This window comes from Brevibacillus sp. HB1.2 (assembly GCF_013332495.1).
GTDB classification, from domain to species: domain Bacteria; phylum Bacillota; class Bacilli; order Brevibacillales; family Brevibacillaceae; genus Brevibacillus; species Brevibacillus porteri.
This window is the reverse complement of the sequence record NZ_JABMIU010000004.1, coordinates 383,337-405,107: the sequence shown is the minus strand read 5'-3', so window position 1 is coordinate 405,107 and position 21,771 is coordinate 383,337. Positions and strand designations below refer to the sequence as shown.

General features: G+C 45.9%; 13 protein-coding genes. 1 reads left to right on the top strand and 12 read right to left on the bottom strand.

Annotated elements, in window-relative coordinates; all coding sequences use genetic code 11:
• Position 1 precedes the first annotated feature (1 nt).
• From HPY28_RS13375 to HPY28_RS13360, 4 genes are all read right to left on the bottom strand, one after another.
• Positions 2 to 709, bottom strand: coding sequence for a hypothetical protein (locus HPY28_RS13375; protein WP_174230734.1), 708 nt, complete (start codon positions 707 to 709; stop codon positions 2 to 4).
• Positions 710 to 906: 197 nt separating this feature from the next.
• Entirely contained in the window at positions 907 to 3,717 is a 2,811-nt protein-coding gene (locus HPY28_RS13370; protein WP_174230733.1) for a discoidin domain-containing protein, read from the bottom strand.
• Between the two features lie 20 nt (positions 3,718 to 3,737).
• Positions 3,738 to 4,886, bottom strand: coding sequence for a beta-xylosidase family glycoside hydrolase (locus tag HPY28_RS13365; protein ID WP_174230732.1), 1,149 nt, complete (start codon positions 4,884 to 4,886; stop codon positions 3,738 to 3,740).
• Between the two features lie 12 nt (positions 4,887 to 4,898).
• Positions 4,899 to 8,837 carry a hypothetical protein gene (locus HPY28_RS13360; protein WP_254613115.1) on the bottom strand — a complete coding sequence of 1,313 codons (3,939 nt, stop codon included), beginning with the start codon at positions 8,835 to 8,837 and terminating at the stop codon, positions 4,899 to 4,901.
• A gap of 39 nt (positions 8,838 to 8,876) precedes the next feature.
• On the opposite strand from HPY28_RS13360, the gene HPY28_RS30475 reads away from it, so the two are divergent.
• On the top strand, positions 8,877 to 9,350 hold the full coding sequence (locus HPY28_RS30475; RefSeq protein WP_254613114.1) for a hypothetical protein: 474 nt from the start codon (positions 8,877 to 8,879) through the stop codon (positions 9,348 to 9,350).
• A 179-nt stretch (positions 9,351 to 9,529) separates the two neighbouring features.
• On the opposite strand, the gene HPY28_RS13355 is transcribed toward HPY28_RS30475, so the two are convergent.
• From HPY28_RS13355 to HPY28_RS13320, 8 genes are all read right to left on the bottom strand, one after another.
• Positions 9,530 to 12,787, bottom strand: coding sequence for a 3-keto-alpha-glucoside-1,2-lyase-like domain-containing protein (locus tag HPY28_RS13355; RefSeq protein WP_371813471.1), 3,258 nt, complete (start codon positions 12,785 to 12,787; stop codon positions 9,530 to 9,532).
• 81 nt (positions 12,788 to 12,868) lie between these two features.
• A complete protein-coding gene (locus HPY28_RS13350; protein ID WP_174230729.1) occupies positions 12,869 to 13,957 on the bottom strand; it encodes a hypothetical protein in 1,089 nt (362 codons plus the stop codon).
• 14 nt (positions 13,958 to 13,971) lie between these two features.
• Complete coding sequence (locus HPY28_RS13345) at positions 13,972 to 15,780, bottom strand: hypothetical protein (RefSeq protein ID WP_174230728.1); 1,809 nt, start codon at positions 15,778 to 15,780, stop codon at positions 13,972 to 13,974.
• 13 nt (positions 15,781 to 15,793) lie between these two features.
• Positions 15,794 to 16,213: a hypothetical protein gene (locus HPY28_RS13340; protein ID WP_017249750.1), complete on the bottom strand. Its 420-nt coding sequence runs from the start codon at positions 16,211 to 16,213 to the stop codon at positions 15,794 to 15,796.
• 6 nt (positions 16,214 to 16,219) lie between these two features.
• Positions 16,220 to 16,639, bottom strand: a complete 420-nt coding sequence (locus HPY28_RS13335; RefSeq protein ID WP_017249751.1) for a hypothetical protein — start codon at positions 16,637 to 16,639, stop codon at positions 16,220 to 16,222.
• On the bottom strand, positions 16,639 to 19,674 hold the full coding sequence (locus HPY28_RS13330; protein WP_017249752.1) for a M23 family metallopeptidase: 3,036 nt from the start codon (positions 19,672 to 19,674) through the stop codon (positions 16,639 to 16,641). The genes HPY28_RS13335 and HPY28_RS13330 overlap by 1 nt, the downstream gene beginning before the upstream one ends.
• An 11-nt stretch (positions 19,675 to 19,685) precedes the next feature.
• Positions 19,686 to 21,101 (bottom strand): hypothetical protein, encoded by a 1,416-nt coding sequence (locus tag HPY28_RS13325; protein ID WP_174230727.1) that lies wholly within the window; start codon positions 21,099 to 21,101, stop codon positions 19,686 to 19,688.
• Between the two features lie 49 nt (positions 21,102 to 21,150).
• Positions 21,151 to 21,762: an S-layer homology domain-containing protein gene (locus HPY28_RS13320; RefSeq protein ID WP_017249754.1), complete on the bottom strand. Its 612-nt coding sequence runs from the start codon at positions 21,760 to 21,762 to the stop codon at positions 21,151 to 21,153.
• Between the last annotated feature and the right edge of the window lie 9 nt (positions 21,763 to 21,771).

The window sequence follows — 21,771 nt, the reverse complement described above, 5'->3', positions numbered from 1 at the left end:
TCTATACCTCCTTGTATTCAAATACTGGTCGGAAACCGATTGTGGAAAGCTTGTTTGTCGAAGTTGTGTAGCCTATGTCATTGGCAGGTGTAGCTTCATTAAACCCTCCACCTCTTAGTATGCGGTTGTAAGGTAAATTGGCTTGTACACTTCCACTAGCATCTTGAAGACCATTTGCTGGCGTATCTTGAGTTATTGACCATACTTCCTTCCAATGAAAAACATCATCTAGGGTTTTTCCTGGTTGGATCATATCCACTGGGAAATTCACAATGTATATATCCCATTCATTATGGAGAGGCCATGCGCCTTTATTTTTGTCAGTTAGGGAAAGATGTCCGTTTTCATCTGTATAAGCTACTCCGCCCGTTAGACAGCGGATCCATCCATTTAGATCACCTACTTTTGCTGCAAGCCCTTGAACTTGCTTGCCACTATTTAAAGTATCCCAGGAAACTGTATGATACCAAGCACGGTCACAAACCAGTAATCCCTTATCAATTTTAATAAAATAAAAAAAGTGGTTCAGGTGGCTGGCTGGTTTAGAGGTATCTGTATTGTAGAAGATGCCAGAAACAGGGCATTCTGGCTTTCCTCCATCGCCTATCTCATAATTGGCAGGCCCATTCCAGTTTGCCTTTATAAAATCGCCAATTTTCATATCTGCGATTTTATTCCGTAGTTGTCCTGTTGTAGCAGGTGTTGGCATTCCTCATCATTCCTCTCTGTATTTGTTAGCAGAACCTCTCCGTATCCGATTTCCAAATGATGTAGTAGTATTTCCATCATATTGTCGCTTTATGAGAGTATCTAAGAGACTTTGTTTGATTTCATTGATTGTAGTTTCCGTGTATCCTGCGGTATTTTCTCGGAAATTTGTAAAGACATGTTTAATTCACTTTCTATTTAAGTCACCCTAATTTTCTCAATACTCGAGTATTGGTTAACATTGAGAGTAAAAGAGTACACACTATTACCAGATGGAAGCATTGCATCTTCTGTCAATTCAATTGAGTAGTCGGTTTTAAGCCGTAATGTACCATCCAACTCCATATAATGGTCATGATCAAAGTTTGAGGCCTCGTTGGTAGAAAAGGATGCAATTTCGTGAGTGTAATTTTGTTCACCGGGGGCAAATTTCAGAACCTCAATAGGGGGTAATTTATAGTTAGAAGTGTAGGGGATGGTGATATTTACTTCTGAAGGAGAAACAGGAGATGCGATAACGCCATATTTCTCTACTTGGATCATTCCAGGTACGTTACCCCCTGAACTACCTCCTACCGTATCTGTATAGGTGGGGAGCGTGTCTTTGTCATACCAAATGCAACCAATGCTGTTGAGGACTGCTTTATCACTAAGGTTGGCTCGAATGACAAGAGAATTACCTGGTAGGAAAGTGCTTAAGTCCACCAACTGATTCAAAGGAAAACCAGTTGTGAACGTGGTTCCTCCATCGAATGACAAATCAATGCTGGCGTTACCCTCATACTCTGCATCCAATAAAAGATGGGTCGGGGCCTTTGCCAATGTGATCGGATTGGAAACCATGACGGGATTTTTATCAGATGCTTGCAGGATTTGTACCTCAGTGACGGTCATATATGAGCTTTTATTCCAGACAGTTACTTTGACTTCATTAATGAGATAGTCTAGCTCGATGGGGTAGTGCCATGAACCGTCACCATGTACTCCTTTATCTGTTTTAGAAGCGAGATTAATCCTTGGGGTAACTGCTTCCCATTTACCTGTTGATGGATTTTTGACAGAAATTTGATGATCGCAGTAATCGTGTCCGTTTTGTCCTAAACTACCATTCATCCAAAGAATGATTTTATATATTTCTACAGGTGTTCCCCATTTCATGAATAAGTCAGCATTTGTACTATTATGAAGCCAGTAATCGGTATATCCACCTGGTGTTGCAATAGCATTATCGTCTGCGATTTTTTCAACGGCATAGGTTGGGGAAGTACTATTTGATTTGTAAGGTCTAAAACCGGTGCTACTATTATACCAATCTCCAGTAGATGAAGCGGTTTGCACACCTAGATCCTTCCAGTTGAAAGGTACTCCAGCAGCTTTGATAAACTTTCCATTTCGTATTTGAAATGCTTCTGACTTAGATTCATCGACCCCAGATGAATTTACAAAAGCGTCTGCATACAAATTATGCCGAACCGACGCTCCCTGATTCGTACATTCCAAAGTGCGATAAGCATTACGCAAAATATTAGTAGCTGCCACGACGTCTACTAACGGTTTGGTACTGCTTTGATCCCGGCCTCCTCCTTCTTTACCTGGCATCTCAATAAGCATGCTATCGTCATACCAAGTAAATCCTAAAGATTTTAAACTGCCTGTTGCTGGAATGTTAGCTCGTAATTGGAGGTTTGTACCTTTTAGTGAAGAGGTATCGAGTAGCTTGTTTAAATCGATGTTGTTTACCCAAGTTGTTCCATCAAGGGTCAAGTCGAAGGTGACCGCGTCAGTATACTCCGCAGTCGTAATAATCTTGTTTGGAGAGCGCCCAACATTAACCGCTTTAGTTACGAGCGTAACCGCGTCAATAATTTCATAGAATTTAATCTCGTGCCAACCGGTATAAATTACTGGGTTTGCACTGCGATAACTGCGAAGCTTGGCCAAGCGGTAATAGCGGTATGCAGAGGTATTAGTAAAGCTGTGTTCTAACTCTGAACCTGTGTTTGCATGAGATCCTGCGTATAAATCTGTCCAGTTCGTATTGTCTTGTGAACCTTGCAGAGTAAACGTGGCTAGACCGTACTGTCCAGCTGAGATTCCAATAGCTCGTATTGCGAGCTTAGTAATTATTTTGGGGACGAAAAAGTCAATTTGCCACCAATGACCTTCTGCCGGAGGAGTCGCTCCATCTGAATAATAGGAATCAGTTAAAATTCCGTTGATCCCCATCCACCCAGGGTAACCAGATGTTTCACTAGACGAGGTTACGTGATAAGGGGAGGGTTCAGTTGGACTGGACATGATGATGTTTGTATCGTAAAGCCCGGGTAAGACAGCACCATTTATAATCCCAAAAGAAGACGACTTTTCGTTATCAATTCCTGAGGAATCGCTAAATACATCTACATACATGTTGTTTTGACGATAGGCCGATCTGTTATGTGTTTCCGCATCACGAAAGGTATTCAGTAAAATATTGATTGGGGTTTGTAAATCAAAGGAGCTGCTTGAGGCTCCTCCATTATTTCCCCCGCCACCCCCCGTACCAATCTTCCCCTGCATGTCATCCAACCGAGCTTTCAGACTAGGAAAAGTTCTTCCATCCCGATCTCGGCGTGCAGCGACCACCTCGGCGTTGGGGTTAGAGGAGACATCGCTTTGCAGCTTTAGAATGGCTTGGTCTTGCTGGGCGTTTTTTTGTTCGACTTGCGAAAGACGGAGATCTTGCGTCTGATTTTTCGCTTCTGCCGCACTGACCGTTGATGATAACGTATTTAGCCGCGTTTGAAAAGTAGAAACATCACTTTTCACGGCATCAAGCTGACGATCCTGTTCATCATCTTTGTCTTTTAGCTCACGGAATTTATCCTTTAAGCTCGGTTTATCTCCTCTGGCATCATCAAGCTCCTGGAGGTAGGAGTCGATTTCGGCATGGGTACGTTTTCCCTTGTTGGCCAACTCATTATGATCCAGGACGACTTCGGTGCCTGCTCGGGTGATTCTGACCGACATACGTTCAGCTCCTTTTTGATTTATTTGGTATAAATGGCGGACAAATTGAGACCGAAATGGACATGCGTCGTTTTATCTATAAGGGATGGATCGGTTTCTCGGGAAATCCGCGTCCAGAAAACTTGTTCATTTCCTGCCGCAGTATCTGGCAGGGTGAAGGAATCGCCCCACGTGCCGGGCACACCGTTTTTGTCTGTGGCGACATCTACAAGTCGCTTGTACTGATCGGTACCTGCATAGGAGGTGAGAACGCCTTGGATACCTGTAAAAGTTCCATGACGCATCGTATTTCGGGCGATCATTTTCACTTCTTTGTACTGGCCTTGGAGCATATGACCGAGAAATTCCTCTGTGTTGTCTTGCAGAGGGACCTCATTTCCTTCGCCATCGATAAAAAAGAGGGTGGGAGAAGGGGAAAAACTGTATTCGTCCCCACCCCACATTTCCATCTGGTCGCTGGAGCTAATGGTTGTCTTTCCATCTGCCTCAATAAAACGGAGGGAACCTGTAAAAGGAATGGGATGCTGAGTCAAATCAAATTGAATGGATGTTTGGCTTGTCCGACACGTTTTGGAGTCGACAACGGCTCCTGTGGAATCTAGCAGCTCCACGCGGGTGCCGGGGGAGAGGTTTGAGACAGTGAGAGTGGGGAGGGAGAAAACGCGGACGTGTTCCATGTCCAGATAGTCGTCTGTAGCGCTGCTGTTGAGAAACATACCGATTTTAGGAGCAAGGCGATTAAATTCCTCTGAACCGATGATATGCCAGATGGCTCCGTCCTCGGACCAATACGCGGTGTAGGTATTGTAGTCGCGTATTAATCGAAGCCAGGGGAAGGTTTTCGCAGTACCTTGCGATGCATCGTAATATTCTTCGACATGGAAAAAGTCGTTATGGTTTATGAAGACAGTTAATCCGCCGGTGTTTCCGGAAGCTTTCGGATTGTATGAATTTTTCATATCGAGGACAAATTGTTTTACGGGTGTCAGTGAATCTAAAAAGAGTTGAAGTGGCTCAGCTCCGCCTTTTAAACGGAGCGAGCCTGGTGCGTCAGATAGCGACCACCTTGAAGAATCATTTGGTGTCATGTTCCACTTGGAATCGAGGGTTAGAGAATCGAAAGAATCCTCGAAGAGAAACCCTGATTTACGCCGAGAAACTACACTCATAGAAGTACCTCCTTACGTAAATAGCCATATTCGTTTGCCAATCACACATGCCTCAGGGCGTTGTTTCCAGATCGCCAGCAAGCATTTGATCAGTGCTTCGACGCATTTGTCCCCGCTGCCGGGATCGCAGTAGGGGGTGACCCGTACGGCATCACATATCCAATTACTGAGTCTAATGAAGTCAATGTCACAATAATCCCAAACATCTTCGGTGCCGTTGGTCGTAAAGACCCATCTGTATGTGTGTTTACCCTTGGAGACAGGAAATACGGGTACTCCATGTTGGTTAGTATATGAGCCAGCAAGTGTACCATCTATAAAAAAATCTAGTCTGCTATTAAACGGAGCGGCTTTAAGACTCCAGTTTTCGGTAGCGTTGAACGAGCGCACCCGAAAAAGAGAAAAGTACTTTTTTCCTGTCCAAGTGCTTATCTGACCACGTTGTTCCGTTTTTATTTCGACTTTTACTTTGGAATTTCGTTGTTTTACTAGATTTGAAAAAGAGAAGCTGTAAAAGTCTGAAACTGCTAAAGTGTTGGATTGAAGTAAATGATCATTTTCGTCATACATGTTCACATGTAATTTACTTCCATTACATCCTCCCATCCAAATAGGTACATTTGCCGTTGTTTTAAAGGCATAAACAAAGGCGCTTGAAGGTTTGAGCGGGAACTTATCTTGAAATGTATATTGACCATTACTTATACGTGCTTCAACATCGCAGTCAGAATCAAATTTGATTTTTATCGAATAGTTTTTCCCTTCTAAACTATCATTTTTTATACGTGCACGTATTGTCTGGATATCATCAAAGTCGTTGTAATTTCTTTCTGATATTAGCTGATTATCATCATCATCATCATATATTCTGACCCTTACACGAGCGTCACGGCACGGTTTCTTTTTTCCTTCACGAATTGCAATAGTATCAATCCAACACCAAGAATCATCAGGGATAATTTCGTCAAAAGAAGGAGGTGTATTAGGTTCATAGGGGGACTTATTTTTGGGGTAGATGTTATTTAATTTGTCTAAAGAATAGTCTTCCCAGGTCTCTATCATGTTTCCGTTACTGACAATAAACATCCCACCATCGTCATATTTGCCTCCGCGATTGCTTTCACCCTTAAAGAGGCGGTATTGGACAGAATACGTTTTACCTTGAGGAACATCAACTGTAATAGTGTGTTCGACACTTTCTTTACCTTCTGTATAATAGGGTTTTCTTGAAATAGTCTTTCCGTCAAATCTACGCATAACGAATACTTCGACTGCTGTATTATCATATTCCTCTGTTAACTTATGAGGCTTATTAGAAGTTATTTTTAAATCTTTGATCGCCATGTAGAAAGGCCAGTTATTTTTACCGAGTCCGGAATCTTCTCTATAAATATCATAAAATCTGAATTCAATAGCATAGGTACCTCGATCTTTAATGTACAGAGGATTCATCTTATATGGTTTGGAACTTCGCCAATCTTTTATTTCAAGAGGATTTTGAATCGAACCGATATTATCTTTTTTAGTAAGCTGACCTAATGATTGTGAGGTTATTAATTTCCCTTCCTCAAATTTTCCTAAGTGACCCCATCCTTCCATACGTCTGACATAGGTTTGTTTCCCGCCACTTGAATTATTTTGTCCATTATCAAGTTCGTAAGCATAGTATTGATAATCAAAATTAATGGTTATTTTTTCATCACCAACACTTTTAAAGATGACATACCAAGCAGTAGGTACAGAACCCGCACTGTCTTTATACGGTGCTACCTGTTGTGAAGTAATAACGTAAGTAGAATTGTAATGAATTGGGGTTTTTATTTTTGCATTTTTATGTGGGCTAAACTGCCATGTTACAGGAACATTATAGGAGTCTTGAACAACTGTACCTTTCCCAGCTAAAATCTTAAGCGTTTCCGTATATTTCGCTGTTCCAACGGAAGATGCACAGATTGCTCTGTATACACTCTGCTTATCCTTTGAAATAGCATGGCCAATTGGGGTAGAACCTTCAGAATAAATTCTGCCAGAACGTGAATATAGGTATGCCTTTCGAGGAGTATTTATATAGTGCTCGTGAGCAGTTGGTTCTGAGTAATCTATTGATATTGTCTGACTTCCTTTAGGATAGCTTTCCTCGCCAGCTACTACAGGATCTGGTCTTGTAGGCGGTTTATAATCTCGATCAGGAACTTTCACCTTATCGTGATCCTCAAATTGCCACTTTAACGTTTGCTTGCCAGAAGGAAGCGGAACAATAACAGTTGTCCCCAAAGGATCGGAGGTGCTTTCTCTACCCGACCAGATTAGCGTTCCATTACGATACAGCTTTAGCTTCTCATACTTTGAAAAAGAACCACCATACTCAAATTTTACGTATCCATCTTCGGCTAAATCGATGTCCTCAACATATAATCGATTTGTTGTCCCATCTTTATTTTCAACCTTAAGCACACCGTCACCACCATGACCAGGGCCATTGTAGCGGGTTACAATATCTTCCCATTCCCAGTGGTCTTCCACCCGGATTTCTTTAGCGTAATGATCTTGGGAGTTAAAGTCTTCAGAAAAGATCTCGGTATATTCATTTTCATGAGCAGATTCATCCACCAAGCTTCTTAATGCTAAGTCCTCTGTAAGTTCAAAAGTAGTACCGGGATTTAGGTGGATCTTGTAGACATTTTCATCTTCATCGTTGTCCGTATAGCTAGAGTCACCATCCGTCCGCCAATCACGGTCTACTTCGATATAGCTCCCCATCGGTGTGCGGTGTTTTCCCCGAGAGGAACCATATGAAAATTCCCCCGTGTATTCATCTTCTAGAGGTTCTTCCGTGGAAGTATCATGAATTCGGAAGGTAACAGTATTGGTTCCTTGGGAAAGGGGTACTCGTACGTTTTTCGCAGATTCATTTTCAAGGGAGCTAAGAACTTCTTCTCCATTAACGATCACAGAAAAGGTTTCAGATGGACGCAGTTTGTGAAAAAAGCTAAACTCCATCCAGCCATCAGCTTCTAAATGTATGACTCGTGTGACATCTCCAGTTCCTGTTACGATGGGGTCCTCCATGTGGAACCCTGTGCCCACACCTCCAATTGTTTTCCAGGTCCATTTATTTTCACCAGAAAGTGAGAAGCCATCTGGTTCTCTCAAATAAGTAGAGCGTTCTTCATAATGGTCAATCTCTAGTGGAGGGCAAATCATTTGAATGTCACCAGTCAAATCTACTGTGCAATCGTCTCCGACAGTTACCATATAAGTAACAACTGCATTGTCTTCTTCTGTAGATGATTGTCTTCCATCCAAAGACCACTGCCAGCCATGTGTAGAATGAACTGTACTCCCCTTTTTACCGGAGCCAGATTGGTTGTTGGATGTAAAAGTGTCGTCGAAAAACATAAGAGACTCTTCTGTATAAGGGAGGTCATTCGTGCCCATTTGGTATTCGAAGCTAAAATCCCCTGCACAGTCGCTATCCATTTCTCGTTGGACTCTTCTCGAGCTTGTTCCAACGATTCCTGAGAAAAAGGTGGACATTTTACTCGAATCGGAATAGGTTAACCATTCCCAGCCAGGAATGTTATAAGCCGCATCCCCCAATGTATCCACATCCGGCGGCGTCTGCTCATCCAGACTCTGCACCACCTCAACACACTCCACATCTTTAACATAAACGGCATTCTGCCCAAACCGCCGATCACTCATCCGACGCACAAACCAGTCAAACTTGTACGTCTGCCCTGGCTTGACGTTAAATTTCGCCTCCTGCCAGCTGCTGTTCTGATTCCATTCCCCACCGACCTGATTGTTGTTAATAAAAAACAGCAACCCATCGCCAGGAGAGGTGCTAGCCATGTACTTGAAACGAATGAAGCCTTGCTTTTTAAAGCGCCATTGAAAAGTCACCTTGCTGGAGTTACCGTGCTTGAGCGTGGTCACATCCAGCTTCATGATATTCTCGTTCCCTGTCATCTCATTGGAGCCGATAGAGTGAACCATCTTCCATTCCTGATCTTCTGTCGAGGATACGTAACGGAAAAGGCCGTGAAACTTGTCCGACAGTGGGAGAGTCCGCATATCGAAGGTCAGGACTTCTTTATCGATGGCATCGTAATGATTGAGGTAGTAGCCGCTGAAGTGATGATAGTATGGAGCCGGGCAGACTGGCAGCGAAACATTTTGGTGGGTTCCATCTGGCTGTTCGGCGTTTTTCAGGATTTTGTAAATGCAATCTCGTACCATGAGCAAGGCGCGCTGGTAGTCGTTTTTTTGCGGATCGATTTGCTGATTGACCCACCATTCCAGACGACGGTACATGTTCCACAGCGCTTCGCGGCAACGAACCTTGGCGTACCAGTTTTTGTCCCGAACAAATTGCTCCATCATCTGATCGATCATGCTTTCGAGAGAGTCGAGATTGACCGTTTGCCAACGACCAATCTGACCCTTGCCGGGATCACCTAGCAGTGGATTCTGATATCCAGCGTAACGATCCTCTGCGCGAGGACGATTGGGGCTGTCCGGATTGTCCGGATGATTCGGGTGGAATGCGCCCTCTACCAATGAGGAGCGCATTTTTCCGAATGTGACGTTGCCCACTGATTTAGAAAAAATGCCAAACGTATGACCCAAAATGATCACCTCTAATCGGTAAAGTCGTATTGCAGGTTATGATCTACCCAGACGCGGATGCGGTTACCCGTTACCCAAACACGCAGCGTATACCATTTCTCTTTTTCCCAGGCAAACGGGTTCATCGGGGTAGAGTACATGGTTGAGCTGCCATTCTCTACTTTAAAAAGCTGCATGGGTCGCGGCATTCCGCTGGCGCTTCCATCACTGACGACGAACATCCAGTAGTTCTGGTCGTTGTGATATTTGAACACGATACCAGCGCTGTCTCCATCTGCGGGCTCATCGACTTTGAAATCGACCTCAAACTGATAGTCTGTATAGGTAAAGTCATTTCGAATGTAGCCGCTCATGCCACTGGAGCCTTTTGTGTGGGTAAATGTGCCTTGGTCGCGATTATGCTCCCATGTACCAGAACCAAAACGAGTCCAGTTGTCTTGCCCCATCGCGAGTGCGTTCCTATCTGTCGTCCATGGGTAGTACGCATTGAATGGATCGTGGGGATCGTATGCTTCTGGAACAGAAAAACCACCTGACCAATGCTCGGGATCGTGTTCAGCTTCGAGTACATCGTTGGAGTAGTCGTAGACCAAACCTTGTCCTATTTCTTCTATACGATCTGCCCAGGCATTCTTGTAGTCGCGGACCGAAATCAATGGTTGTTCGATATAACCTTTTCCGCGATCCAATTGGCCAGCGAAGTATTCCAGGATGACGGCATCTGCGAGTTCTTTTTTACCCATGATTTGGGTGAGAAGTGAGGTAGCACGCTCTTGGTTGTTGGCTATCCAATCCGCGTTCATAACAGCTTGATCTGGTTGCTTGTAGCTGAGGATGGATTCGATCAAATGAGCTGCTGCTTCCGGTTGATAGGCAATTAGTTGCTCATGCAATACCGTTTGTTCCAACGCGAGCTTGGCATACTTTCGCCATTCATCGTCTTGCAGTTCTCCATCGCGGGCGCTTTTTTCTGCCACATCGTATAAATCGACGAGGTAACTGGCTCGTTCATGCGGGGAGGTAGCGAAGAGATAGCCGCTGCACAATTCCGTGATTCTGCTGCGCAGCAGTGCGGTGACCGGCAATTCGTCAAGATCGCTGGCGTGAGCGGATTTACGGGCAGTATGCTCGTCAAACAAAACGGACGGATCGGGTTCCATGTAACCAAAAGGATGCTCAATTTGCAGCTCGGCTGGACGGAATACATCTTCGCCAACGAGTGTTTCTGCTATAGATGCAGGAGCCGCTTCTAATTGGCTTGCGATCCCTTCTTCTGCGACCGTGGAAGAGAGTAAAACTTCCCGTTTCCATAAAACTCTGTCCTCTTCAAGATGCGAGATAACCTCGTTCGGGCGGGTGGACTCCCATGTCTCAAAGGAAAGAATCCCTGCCTTTTCTTGCAACGTCTTACTGAAGATGACTTCGGATTCGATCAATGCCTGAACCCGCGTACGCACACCCTCCAAAAATTCTTCATCCACATAAGCCTCGAAAGTCTTGTTGGTCAGTGCCCATTCCATGAGTGCTTCCAAAATGCTTTGACCGTCTGTAAGGCGGGAGGCAAAAATCATGTCGTCCATCAGGTGGGAAGGAAATTCTTTAGAGGCGAGGATATCCTCCAAAAGATGAGCGGGCAGTAACCGTAAGATGGTCGCGAAGACCATATCTTCAGCCAGGAGACTTGGGCGTACATTTTCCAAGAGGGCGAAAATGTCATCCTCATCCTGATAAAAAGATGGCTTAGGTGCTTTGCCCCCGCTAAGATCGATGGCGCGTTCCTTTTCCCAAAGATGAGTAGCATGTGTGAGCTGGCGATCTGCGCGAACGTCATCCCTGATAATCGAAGTGGGGCGAGAAAGATGTTTCTTTCCAAGTTCGAAGTGCTGGGGAATCCAGAGCTTACTGGCTTTTTCGCGCTGAGAATGGATGAGAGGATTGGGGATAAACAGTTGAGGACTGTTGCGTCGAAAAGCTTGTTCGAGATAGCTCAGGATCGATGCGTCTGTTTGAATCGAACGTGTGCCAGTAAGTTGTGACATGAAAATAGCTAAGTCCGAAGCTGCGTCTCGATTACCGATTGTATATTGTGTCATGAGTGTGCCTGGTGATTGATAGGGACGAAAAGCATGGAGTTGAGAGCTAATGATGAACAAATCATCTTGGTACGGACGGAAAGCTGTTGGTGAAAAGGAATCAAGGGAGAGAAGGCGCGTGAAATCGCGATAACCCCAGTCGTGCTTCTGTAAAATAGAACCACCTTGGTGTATGGTTCGGAAGCCTGTGGAAGCCGTATGGATAGCTAAATCTTGCGTAGCGATCCTGCTTGCACGGTGAAGGAAGTGCAGCAAGGAGTCATACTGACGGGCTTTGAGATAAGCCCAGTCAATGTCGCGAAGTACCTTCGTCGACTTTGTTTTAATCCGGTGAAAGGCTTGCACGAAGTGTCGGGTCATCTGGAAGGCAAATTGACGTTCGCCAATGGAACGGGACCAATCCGTAAACATGGCATGTTTATTGTCGCGGATGGATAGGGGAATAGCGTTTTCAACAGTGAGGTTGTGAGCAATCGATCTAGTCGCGTATTCTCTTTCTAACTGCAAAAAGAGCAACGCCCAAAACTTCCGCTCAGCTAAGCTTCTTTCCGTGTTGACGAATAAATCAAACGTGGAAGTACGCTCTCCCGTGAACCATTCATCTATCTTTTTCCCGGCGAATCGCTCAGTCCGTGTTGCCTTGTAATGATCTTTCATAAGATCAGCTTCTGCGGAAAAGGTACGGTTCGCTCCAGCTGGTGGCAAATCAATATACAGCTCATCCTTATTTACGCGCACGGACATTTGGGCTGGATTGAGCTTTGCCATTCCTGCTGTTTTGATCCGATCTGATAAATGAACGCGACGAATAACTTGTAATGGCTGCTTGATGATCCGGTCAGCATCCAAGGCATCGTCCTGAAACAAGCTTTCTTTAAGCGGCGAGCGATCGGATACCACGACCAGTTCCATGGGATTGGCCATGCTGGTATCATTTCGGATCATATCCTGCAAAGAGTCTTGAAGATCAGCAGCAAATGATTTCCGATTCGCGAGCAAATAATCCAGCATGACCATACTGGCACTTTGTCCGTAGGGAATATAGACGAAGGAATACTTACGGGAGGGCGAAGTCGTGAAAGTTACTTTTCCTATATAGTTGCGAATAGAAGCGTAGTGGTCTGCAAGTCTGAATTGATAGGCTGCTAGAGAAGAAATCCCGGTCAAATGGTTCACCTCCCAAAAAGAAGGGGGAACACCAGAGATGCGTTCTAGTTTCCCCCTTTTGCTAGCTATACGGTTTTAGAGGGACTTCTTTTAGTAGCGAACTTCCTTCAGGAATGCGACCCCCATTTTTACGTTGGCGGAGTAGTTCATGAAATTCTGCTCGGTATTGTGGTCGAAATAGCGGTAAACTTCCTGTTTGTGTTTCTTAGTCGTGTCGCTCGGATCGACATCAATGATCAATTCATCCAAGTGGAGAATGTTGTTTTTCGAAACAGCAATGCATGCATCCAAGCTGCCGCGGTATCCATCATATCCGTGCACGACATAAATCGGGCTCAAATGGTAACGGCGTGTCCAAGCAGATGCGTTAAAGCCTTGAGGCTCTAAAAGAAGTCCGGTGTCGCCGAGCTTGCTATCGGAATATGCCTTGCCCGGCTGTGGAGCTTGGGTAATGAAGGCAGGGTAGTGCTTTTGGAAGCGAATGCCCGATTTTGTCGCCAGCATTTGCAAGGTGTTGTTGCCAAAAGAAGTGTATTGACCATAATCGTGTGGGGCGATCGGAGCAGCAGGCTCAGTAGCGACAGCTCCGGCTGTCAGCATGATGTTTCCAACTACGTCATCCATGTTGTACTTGAATGGCTTGAGTGCGCCTACGTACAGGAAGCTCTTACGATAATCTTCAAAGTGAACAGCCGGATCACCAACAGCTACGAGTGAAAGGCGATTGTTCATCACATTCATGTACAGGTAGACAGGTTTATCAATCGTACGATCTGTCGGTTTGCCATTCACGACGAATTTCTCGTCAGCCCATTCGAAATTGACTGGATGTCCTTCTGTCGCGAAGGTTTTGGCTGTGGAATTGTAGTCTGCCAATACTTGAACCGTCAAGGAGCTGTGTTCCTTTGGGGTGGTGAAGCCTGGATTGACGAATTTGACATAAAAATCTTTGGACACGTTGTTGATGTTGGAGCTACCCTTTAGGACCAGCTCGGAGGTTTTGCCAGAAGCGGTATCTTTTTTGGTGAGATCGGTCATGACTGTCCAGGTTGATTTTTCTTGTGTCTCTCCGGCAGCTGGGTTAAAGGTATAGTTAGTAAGTTGTTCGAATTCAGATTTAATCGTATCCAGAAGCTCTTTAGAAGTGGTGATTTTTTCAATGTATTTAAAATTGGCCATGTGAAATTCCTCCTTTAATATACTTCTTTTAAGATGGCGATGGTGCAATCCGTAGGGTTGGGGGAGTACTTGAAGAAGTTGACAGGGGTATTGATTCGGAAGAACTTGTATACCTCTGTCCAAGTTCCGGCAGCGGGGTTTTTCGGATCTTTTAGTTCCTCTGTATCTACGACGAGCTCGTCCTTGTTGATCAGATTATGGTCCTCGATTGCTACGACACTGTCGAGGTAGCCCCGATAGCCTTCGAACTGGTGTACCAGATAGATCGGTGATGCATGATATTTCTTCGTCCATTTCGAGCTTTGGAAGCCGTTTGCTTCGAGTACCATCTTGGACAGCTCAGGAGGGAGCGTGCCCACTCCATCGTATTTGGGGAGCTGAGTAATGAAGGCGGGGTAGTACGCCTGGAAGTAGACGGAGCTTCGGGTTTGCAGCATGGAGAAGGAGTACATGCCGTTGGAGGTATAGCGTCCCCAGCCCGAATAGTTAGGATTGGTGTCCTGCTTGATGTCGGCTGGAAGGAAGCCTGATTTTTCCTTTGTCAAATCACCCATGCCGACAGTAATTCCAAAATTACCTTTGTGGTCATAGTCAGCAAAAGGAATGGTTTTTCCGATATAAGCAAAGCTGCTGTAGTAGGCATCCATATCAGGTGAAGGGTCACCCTCAATTACGATTGCTACACGATCATTACTGATGGAGAGATTGTATTCGACCCAGTAGTCTGGGCGACGCTTCTTGTTTGGTACCCAGGAGACGACAGAGTCGGCACCATAGAAAAAGTGGGAGGAAGGGCTTTTGATTTCTACTTTGTCATCGTAATCGAGTGCCCATGCTTCGTGAGGTGGAGTGTATTTGTCGGTATCATCGGGATCATTCCATTTGTTGTACTGGAGTTCAGCCTGTTTTTGATCGATGACGACAGGTACTTTACCGGGAATAACGTTACTATTATCGCAGGCTAGTAGGTAGGTATCGGCAGAGTTTCCAACCGGATTTTTGCCTGTGAAGCCTTTGCCATACGACACATCCAAGTAGTTGTATTGCTGGATAGGATGCTTCAGCATGACGAAATAATCGTTAGGCGTTTGGCCCGAAGGTACGTCAGGAACGGCTTTTAGGACGACAGTGCGGTCGTAGTGATGGACGGGGTTGGCAATGTATTTGACCATTCCGAATTTGTATAGTGGGGCACTAACGTAAGTGGTGTAACCTCCCGAATAATAGGTAGTCCATTTCGTTTTTGAAAGTAGGTCGTTCCAATCGGAAGGCAATTGTGTCATGATCTTGTACTCGTTCCATTCGACACCGGGTGTAAAAGTAACCCCATCAAGCTCGTATTTACCTTGAAGGAGTACATAGCATTTCTTACCGACAGTGTTAGTAGGATCAGCATCATCGATATTAACCACCAGTAGTCCTGGAACAGAAAGAGTCATATCGTTGCCTTCAGCATCCTTATAGACAAATTCCTTCACCTGGATTTTTTTACCGGACCTTGTATTGGTATTGTTGAGAGTTTCATAGACATAACCATCTTCATCAACGAGCGGAATTCCTGAATTTGAGGCTCTCAACTCCCGCACATCCGGCAACACATAAACCGGATAACTCTTCCCATCCGTATGCTTGTACGTCCCTTGCGTATCCGCAACAGTCGTCTTCTTAAACGTAACCCACTTGTCTTCATTAACTTCAAACACCTTTTCCCATCGGTTCTTCGTATCCGGGATTTTTGCGTTGACGATTTCATCAGCCAGCTTGTTGATGAGCAAATCGGCTGTGACCTCGCCCTCGATCCAAGCTACTTGTTTACTAGGCATTCATACGCCTCCTTTACAGTTTCTTGCGTAAAAATTTCACATTGTACCAAACTTTCTTTTCCGTACCTGAAATGTTGTGAAAGTCAAAGCGGATCTGCGCATTTGGCTTCAACGGATAGACGATCCCAAAGCTATTTCCCATCGAGACGGACTCCGGAAGCTCTTTGGTATAAATCGTTTCACAGACCTTCACGCCGTCCAGACTCAGCTCCCAGTAATCGCCGACGCAATAATTATTGGTAGCAAACGCCACAGATAAAAATTCTGTCGGATAGGGAAGGGCATAGGTATCGGAAAAGACTTGCTTGGACGCGGTCACATCAATCATGCGTCCGCGAATGAAGGGCTCGGTAAATTTGGAAAAGTGTGGGTAGGGGAGCTCTCGTACCTTGTCGATTACGCCCCCGCCCGAATAAGCAACGGAGAAGCCCACTAGTACTCACCTCTCTTTCTCTATACGAAGGACATCGGTGCCAGTTAAGAGGCCCCTCGTATCATAGAGTAGACGGATCAGGTAAGATCCTACCGTTTTTCCGTCAGGTGCGTATCCCGCAGTGGTTACTGAGGTCAAGCGCCAAAGAGAATAGTACTCCCAGTCTGGATGGAGCTGATCGACTTCAAGGGGGAAGGTGGTAGTGTCAGTAGAGCCAAACGTGAGGGAGATGTCCAGCATGTAGCCAGACTCGTAGAATAGCTTGGCACCCGTGACCTTTTCCGGATCGAGAGGATGCTCTCGGATCAGACGAACAGAGGGTTCCTCTGCGAACGGGTCTGCCGCGACTGTCGTAGTACGGTGCACTTCATCACGGATCAGATCGAGGATCGGGTAAATTAAATAATCATTGGCAATCCCGGCCATTACACAATCGCCCCCTCGTTGTTGCTCCAAAATAAATCGAGGATTTGCATATAGCCGTTCTGCGCATCAAACATCGTGCGGATTCCTTTGATGGTATACGCTTCGCGGGTGGTTGTATTGGAGTCGATAATGTAAATGCGATCGAGGACATCCAAGGCAGGGTTGCCGGGAATGGAAATTTGCAGCGTACGGCACAAGCGTTTCAAATCAAAAAACGTTCGCTGGGCAGCCAGCCTCTTCAGCTCGTCGGTTTTGGCAAAAGGAACGGATCTAACGCCTGTACGTACCTCGCCCTTCAGCTCCATCAAAATTTCCGTGTCTACGAAATGACCAACCTTATTTTCTTCATCCAAAATGACAAGATGGCTTTTGCCACGTGAAAAATCGATGGTCTTATGAATCGTGATCAAATTGTCATGCTCTGTAAAAGTAGCCACAATCGGCCGATTCATATCAATCTCTTCCAGGCGATACGTACCGTAACGGTCGCAATAGGAACGGAAAGGCGTCTCTTTCATAATTTCCGCGATGGCTTCTCCGACTTTGTATTGATACGATTCGAATTTGCGTCCGGGTGGCTCAACAAAAGGATTTTTCCAACCTTTTGGGGTCAAAGTGGATTCGGGATCGACTTCAACGAATTCGCCTTCTTTATCCGGTACAGCTTTGAAAACTTTGCCTGTCGCCTGCGTCACGTGGGTATAGCTCGTCTCTTGTACAATGGCATAGGGGTAGAAAATGTCTTGCGGATTACTGCGCCAGCCGTACATTCCTGCATAAGCGATCAAGTCTTGTACGATGGCGGATTTGAGGTAGGCAGCTTTGGCAGTTGGTTCGGTTGGGACAGGTGCGGTACTCTCCCACTCTGGAATCGCATCAAACTCCGTGCTTGAGCGGAATTTTTGATAGATTTGCCACACGCTGTTATACCAGTTCGTATCGCTCGCCCATTGATAAGCGCCCTTGTCGCCTCCTTGCCAAAAATATTTGACATCGTCGACAGATTGAAAGCGCCAGCCTTTGCTCGCCATGGCTTCCCGATAGCGGACGGCTCCGCGATAGAGCTGTCGTTCGAGCCCTTGGTATTGCGGGTCACATTTTTCTCCGGTATAGCATCCATATCCGAGAATGAAGTCTCCTGGAGGAAGACCTTTCCCCAGCGTCCCCATTTTGGTTTCGTGCTCTGCAATGGCTAGCAGAAATTTATAATCGAGCTCTGGGCCCTGCTGCTTGGCCTGCTTTTTGGCTATCGAGATGATTTTGTCCCGGCGAGCCATTGAGGAAAAAACGTTAGTATCATGTGCGGCAGAATGCCCGACGTCTGAGGGATACTGCTTGTCTTCGGTAATGACCTTGTTCAAAATCTTCTTGTACATATCGCGGCAGTAAATGGTCATGGTCGATTCCTCGCCATTCAGATCGAGCTTGTCGATCAGCCCTGTAAATACCCGCATCAAATTCAGACCATAACCCATGTAGATCCGGACAGGAGTATTTTCGGAGAGAACACCGACATGGAATCCATTCACAAAATAAGACCAAGGCGTTTCCTTGTAGGTTTCGGGAAAGTAAAACGGATTATAGTCCGGACTGTAGTAGCCGCCAGGGTTTGAGATTGTGATGCGTGCCTCACATGATTCCATTTCATATTGGTCGTCCATTTCGATGTGGTTAATATTGTCGAGGGTAAGGGTGTCCATATAGACGAACTTTCCGACCTGGAGCGATACTTTTCGCGGCTGACCAGGCATGAAGGTGCTCGTAATTTCCCTTTCCTCAAAAAACTCCTGCTGCACAGTCGGGTCCACTTTGTCTTTGTTCCCGTAGAGATCAGGTCGCCCTTGCAATTCCTTGATCTGAATGTATTGGAGGGAAAAACGATTGACCTGTTTCCCGTTCCAGAACAGCTCGATACGGATTTCCATTTCTCCATTGGGAAAGGGGATATCACGAATCTCTACGTTTTCTGTCCCGGAGAATTTGATGACCTTGACTTGCATTTTTCCATTGAAAAAAACGCGCAGCTCGCCGGCACCTTCACCGAAGTTGGTAGAGAATCCCATGCTAAAAATGCCGGGGTGAACGGAGGTCAGCTTGAGATTCATACCTGTCGTAACGGTAGGGGATGGGAAGACGGTCTTGTACCCTTTGGGATCAAAGGTAAAGGTGAGGTTGCTATGCTCAGTCGAGCTTCTCTCGATCATGGATAGTTTTTTGGTCAGCTCGTCTACTTTGTAGACAGATTTTGTGTGCCACGTATTATTGGTAAACCGTTCGTCAAAAAGAGTTGCTCCTGGCGTTCCAACATAGGTGGCATCGGTTGTGACTCCTGCGCCGTTATTGGAAGAGGCAGCGAACAGATGCTTCGAGCCATTCATATAAGGAAACGGATCGATGACGGCTTGTCCGTTCCAGACTTCAAAGTGCAGATGAGCTCCTCTTCCTTTGGAGCGGGGGGAATTGGGATCGTCATAGGTGCCCATGTTCGTAACACCTGCAGAGCGGACGTCTCCTGTATTGCCGCTTTTTCCGATAATAGTGCCTTGCGTGACATAATCCCCTGTTTTGACGTGGATTTCGCTCATATGGGCGTAACGGGTCCACATGCCATCCGCATGCTGAATTTCTACGCGAAAGCCAAAGCTCGTATATTTTTCAGACACGGTCACTTTTTTTACTTGGCCAGCCCAGGCAGCTTTGATAGGCGTACCGACCGGACAAGCAATATCGATCCCTTGGTGCTTGCGATTGTCGCCCATATAGGCGGTAATATCTCGGATGCTTTTGCCCTCGACAGGAAAGACAAAGGGAATCTTGGAGAGAGCAGTTCCCCCGTCCCCTGAACCATCTTGAATGATGGTGCGGGTCAATGTTTTCTCTTCCCGCCGATCACTCATAATGAAATCGAGTTCTTCGGTACGGCCCGGCACGAAGATGAGTCGATCTATCTCGACACGGCACGCGGGCTTCGATAATTCTCCTAGTTTGAGTCTTTCGGAGAGAATTCTGCGCAGCTCATTGGACATCGTTTGCATGAAAGCACCTCCTATTTAAACCGTTCCAGGGACCATTTTCGAAAGCGATTCAAAAAAGAGACGGCCTGTGCCCGGGTGAGCAACGAGTAAGGCATGAACCATTTTTCTTTCTCTTCCGCATTGGATGACGATACCTCGTACATATGGTTAACGACAGCTGCTCCATCGGCGAAATTGTTGATCGAAATGCCTTCGACCAGGTAATCACCGTTGCCAAATCGCTCGTCTTCCATAGAAAGGACGGATGGTGCCCACCATGAAGGCTTGCTGCCCGTCATCCCGCCGTTTAGCGCAATTTTTTCCCCGGTGTTGCTGTTGTACATATACTTTTCGCGCCCGACATCTTCAAAGCGGGTGCTCGTCTCTTTGACATAGAGGAAATGAACGTTTTTGCCCGCCTCAAGCGGCATGTTGAACAGTACCGTATGATCATCAAATTCTTGATAGTCGGAACTATTCACCACTTTTCCATCTACTTTGACGGCAAGCAGCTTTTTACCCGCGGGATAGGTACCGTTTAGGCGGAAAACACGTTGCCCTTCGTATGCCGTGTGGGATTCATCTAGCCGCTGTGTGGGGGGCTGTGAATCCGTAAAGCGTTGGTAAAAAGAGCGCCGAAGCCGGTCAATGAGCAGAAAAGCCTCTGCCCGATTAATGTAGGCGTTGGGAAAGAAGCGATCATTTCTCCAAACGCCAGGGCTTTTCACCGAAAAATATCCGCCTCGCATAAACAGAGCGCCGCTTTCGTAGCTGTTGTAGATGAAGCGCAACTGTACGCCGTTTAGATTGTAGGGAAGATAAATCGTGGCTCCGGGAGCAGGGCTAACCATGTAGACGTCTTGCTTGAGTCCGATATATTTTTTGGCGAGCTCTTGGGCAGGTGTCGATTTCCATTCTTCTTCAGGCACATCAATTCGCTTAAAGGAGCGTCCATATGCGTACAAATACTCATTGAATTGGCGACTGAACGGATTGTAGAAATAGGTGTCTCCGTTATCGAGGCGTTTGTTCGGGTAAGCAAAGGAAGAGGAATTGGGGGGAATCGGTTTGCCAAAACGGTCCAAGGCAGGCTTGCCGAAGCTGGAAAAAGCGACAATCGAGTTGGCAGAAGGAGCGTAATACAGCTCGATGTCCGTTTTGTTCGGGTCTGTTTGATTCGGCCGAATTTCTTTGAAAAGGGTTTGCGTGCCGTCAATATAGACAAAGAGAGGGTTATCTGCACTCGGTGTCAATTTGGCAGTGAGTGTAAATACCTTTTGCCCAGTGGAACCCTTCTGTTCCTCATACAAGTAAGGAGCATTGCTTTCAAAGGAGCCATAAGCAATCCCTTGAATGAACGGTTCTCCGTCAGCCATCAAATAATTGCTGGCCTCCATTACTTCATTAAAAAACCAGTCTTTTTCATTCACATCAGCCCAGCTGATCATTTTCATCACCTCCTATATAGAGTAGACAGAAACGTTTTAACTGCCTCAGCTATTCCCGGATCATCCGTTCTACCAGTCGCCTTGTCCGATTTAAAAAGGCAATAAATTCGGCGCGTGTCACAAAATCATTGGGGCGGAAGTAAATGACAGGCTTCCCATCTCGGGTAATAACCGTGATGAGCCCGAGATCGGCCATTTCCTCAATGTTTTTCTGTGCCCAATGTCCCTCAATATCTTGAAACCGAAAGCGTGATTCGCGCTCAATTGAGTCTTTTTTGATGAGGATCAGATCGACGGTTACGCTGTAGCGCCGTCCTGCCTCAAGGACTTGGGGGGTAATAGATTCTGCGCTTCCGAGAAAAATGCTTCCCTTTTCATCGTAAAATTTGTGGGTCCAGCCTGCGTAGCTCAAGTATTGGTTATACGATTCCTTGTCTGGAAAAAGTAAGGTCAATGAACACTGGTAGCTGCTAAAACCGGAGTGGTGGATGTGCGAGGGAGCGTTAATGATTTTGATTTCGCGCAAAGAAGGCTGGGGGCTTGGCGGAGAATAGGGCTCGATGAGTCGGGCGTTTACTTCGATAAACTCAAAGCCAGTATCAAGGAACAGCTTTTTTTTGTAGCGCTGATTAGCAGTGCCAAAGGCGTATTGTTGGGTCATCGTTGTACC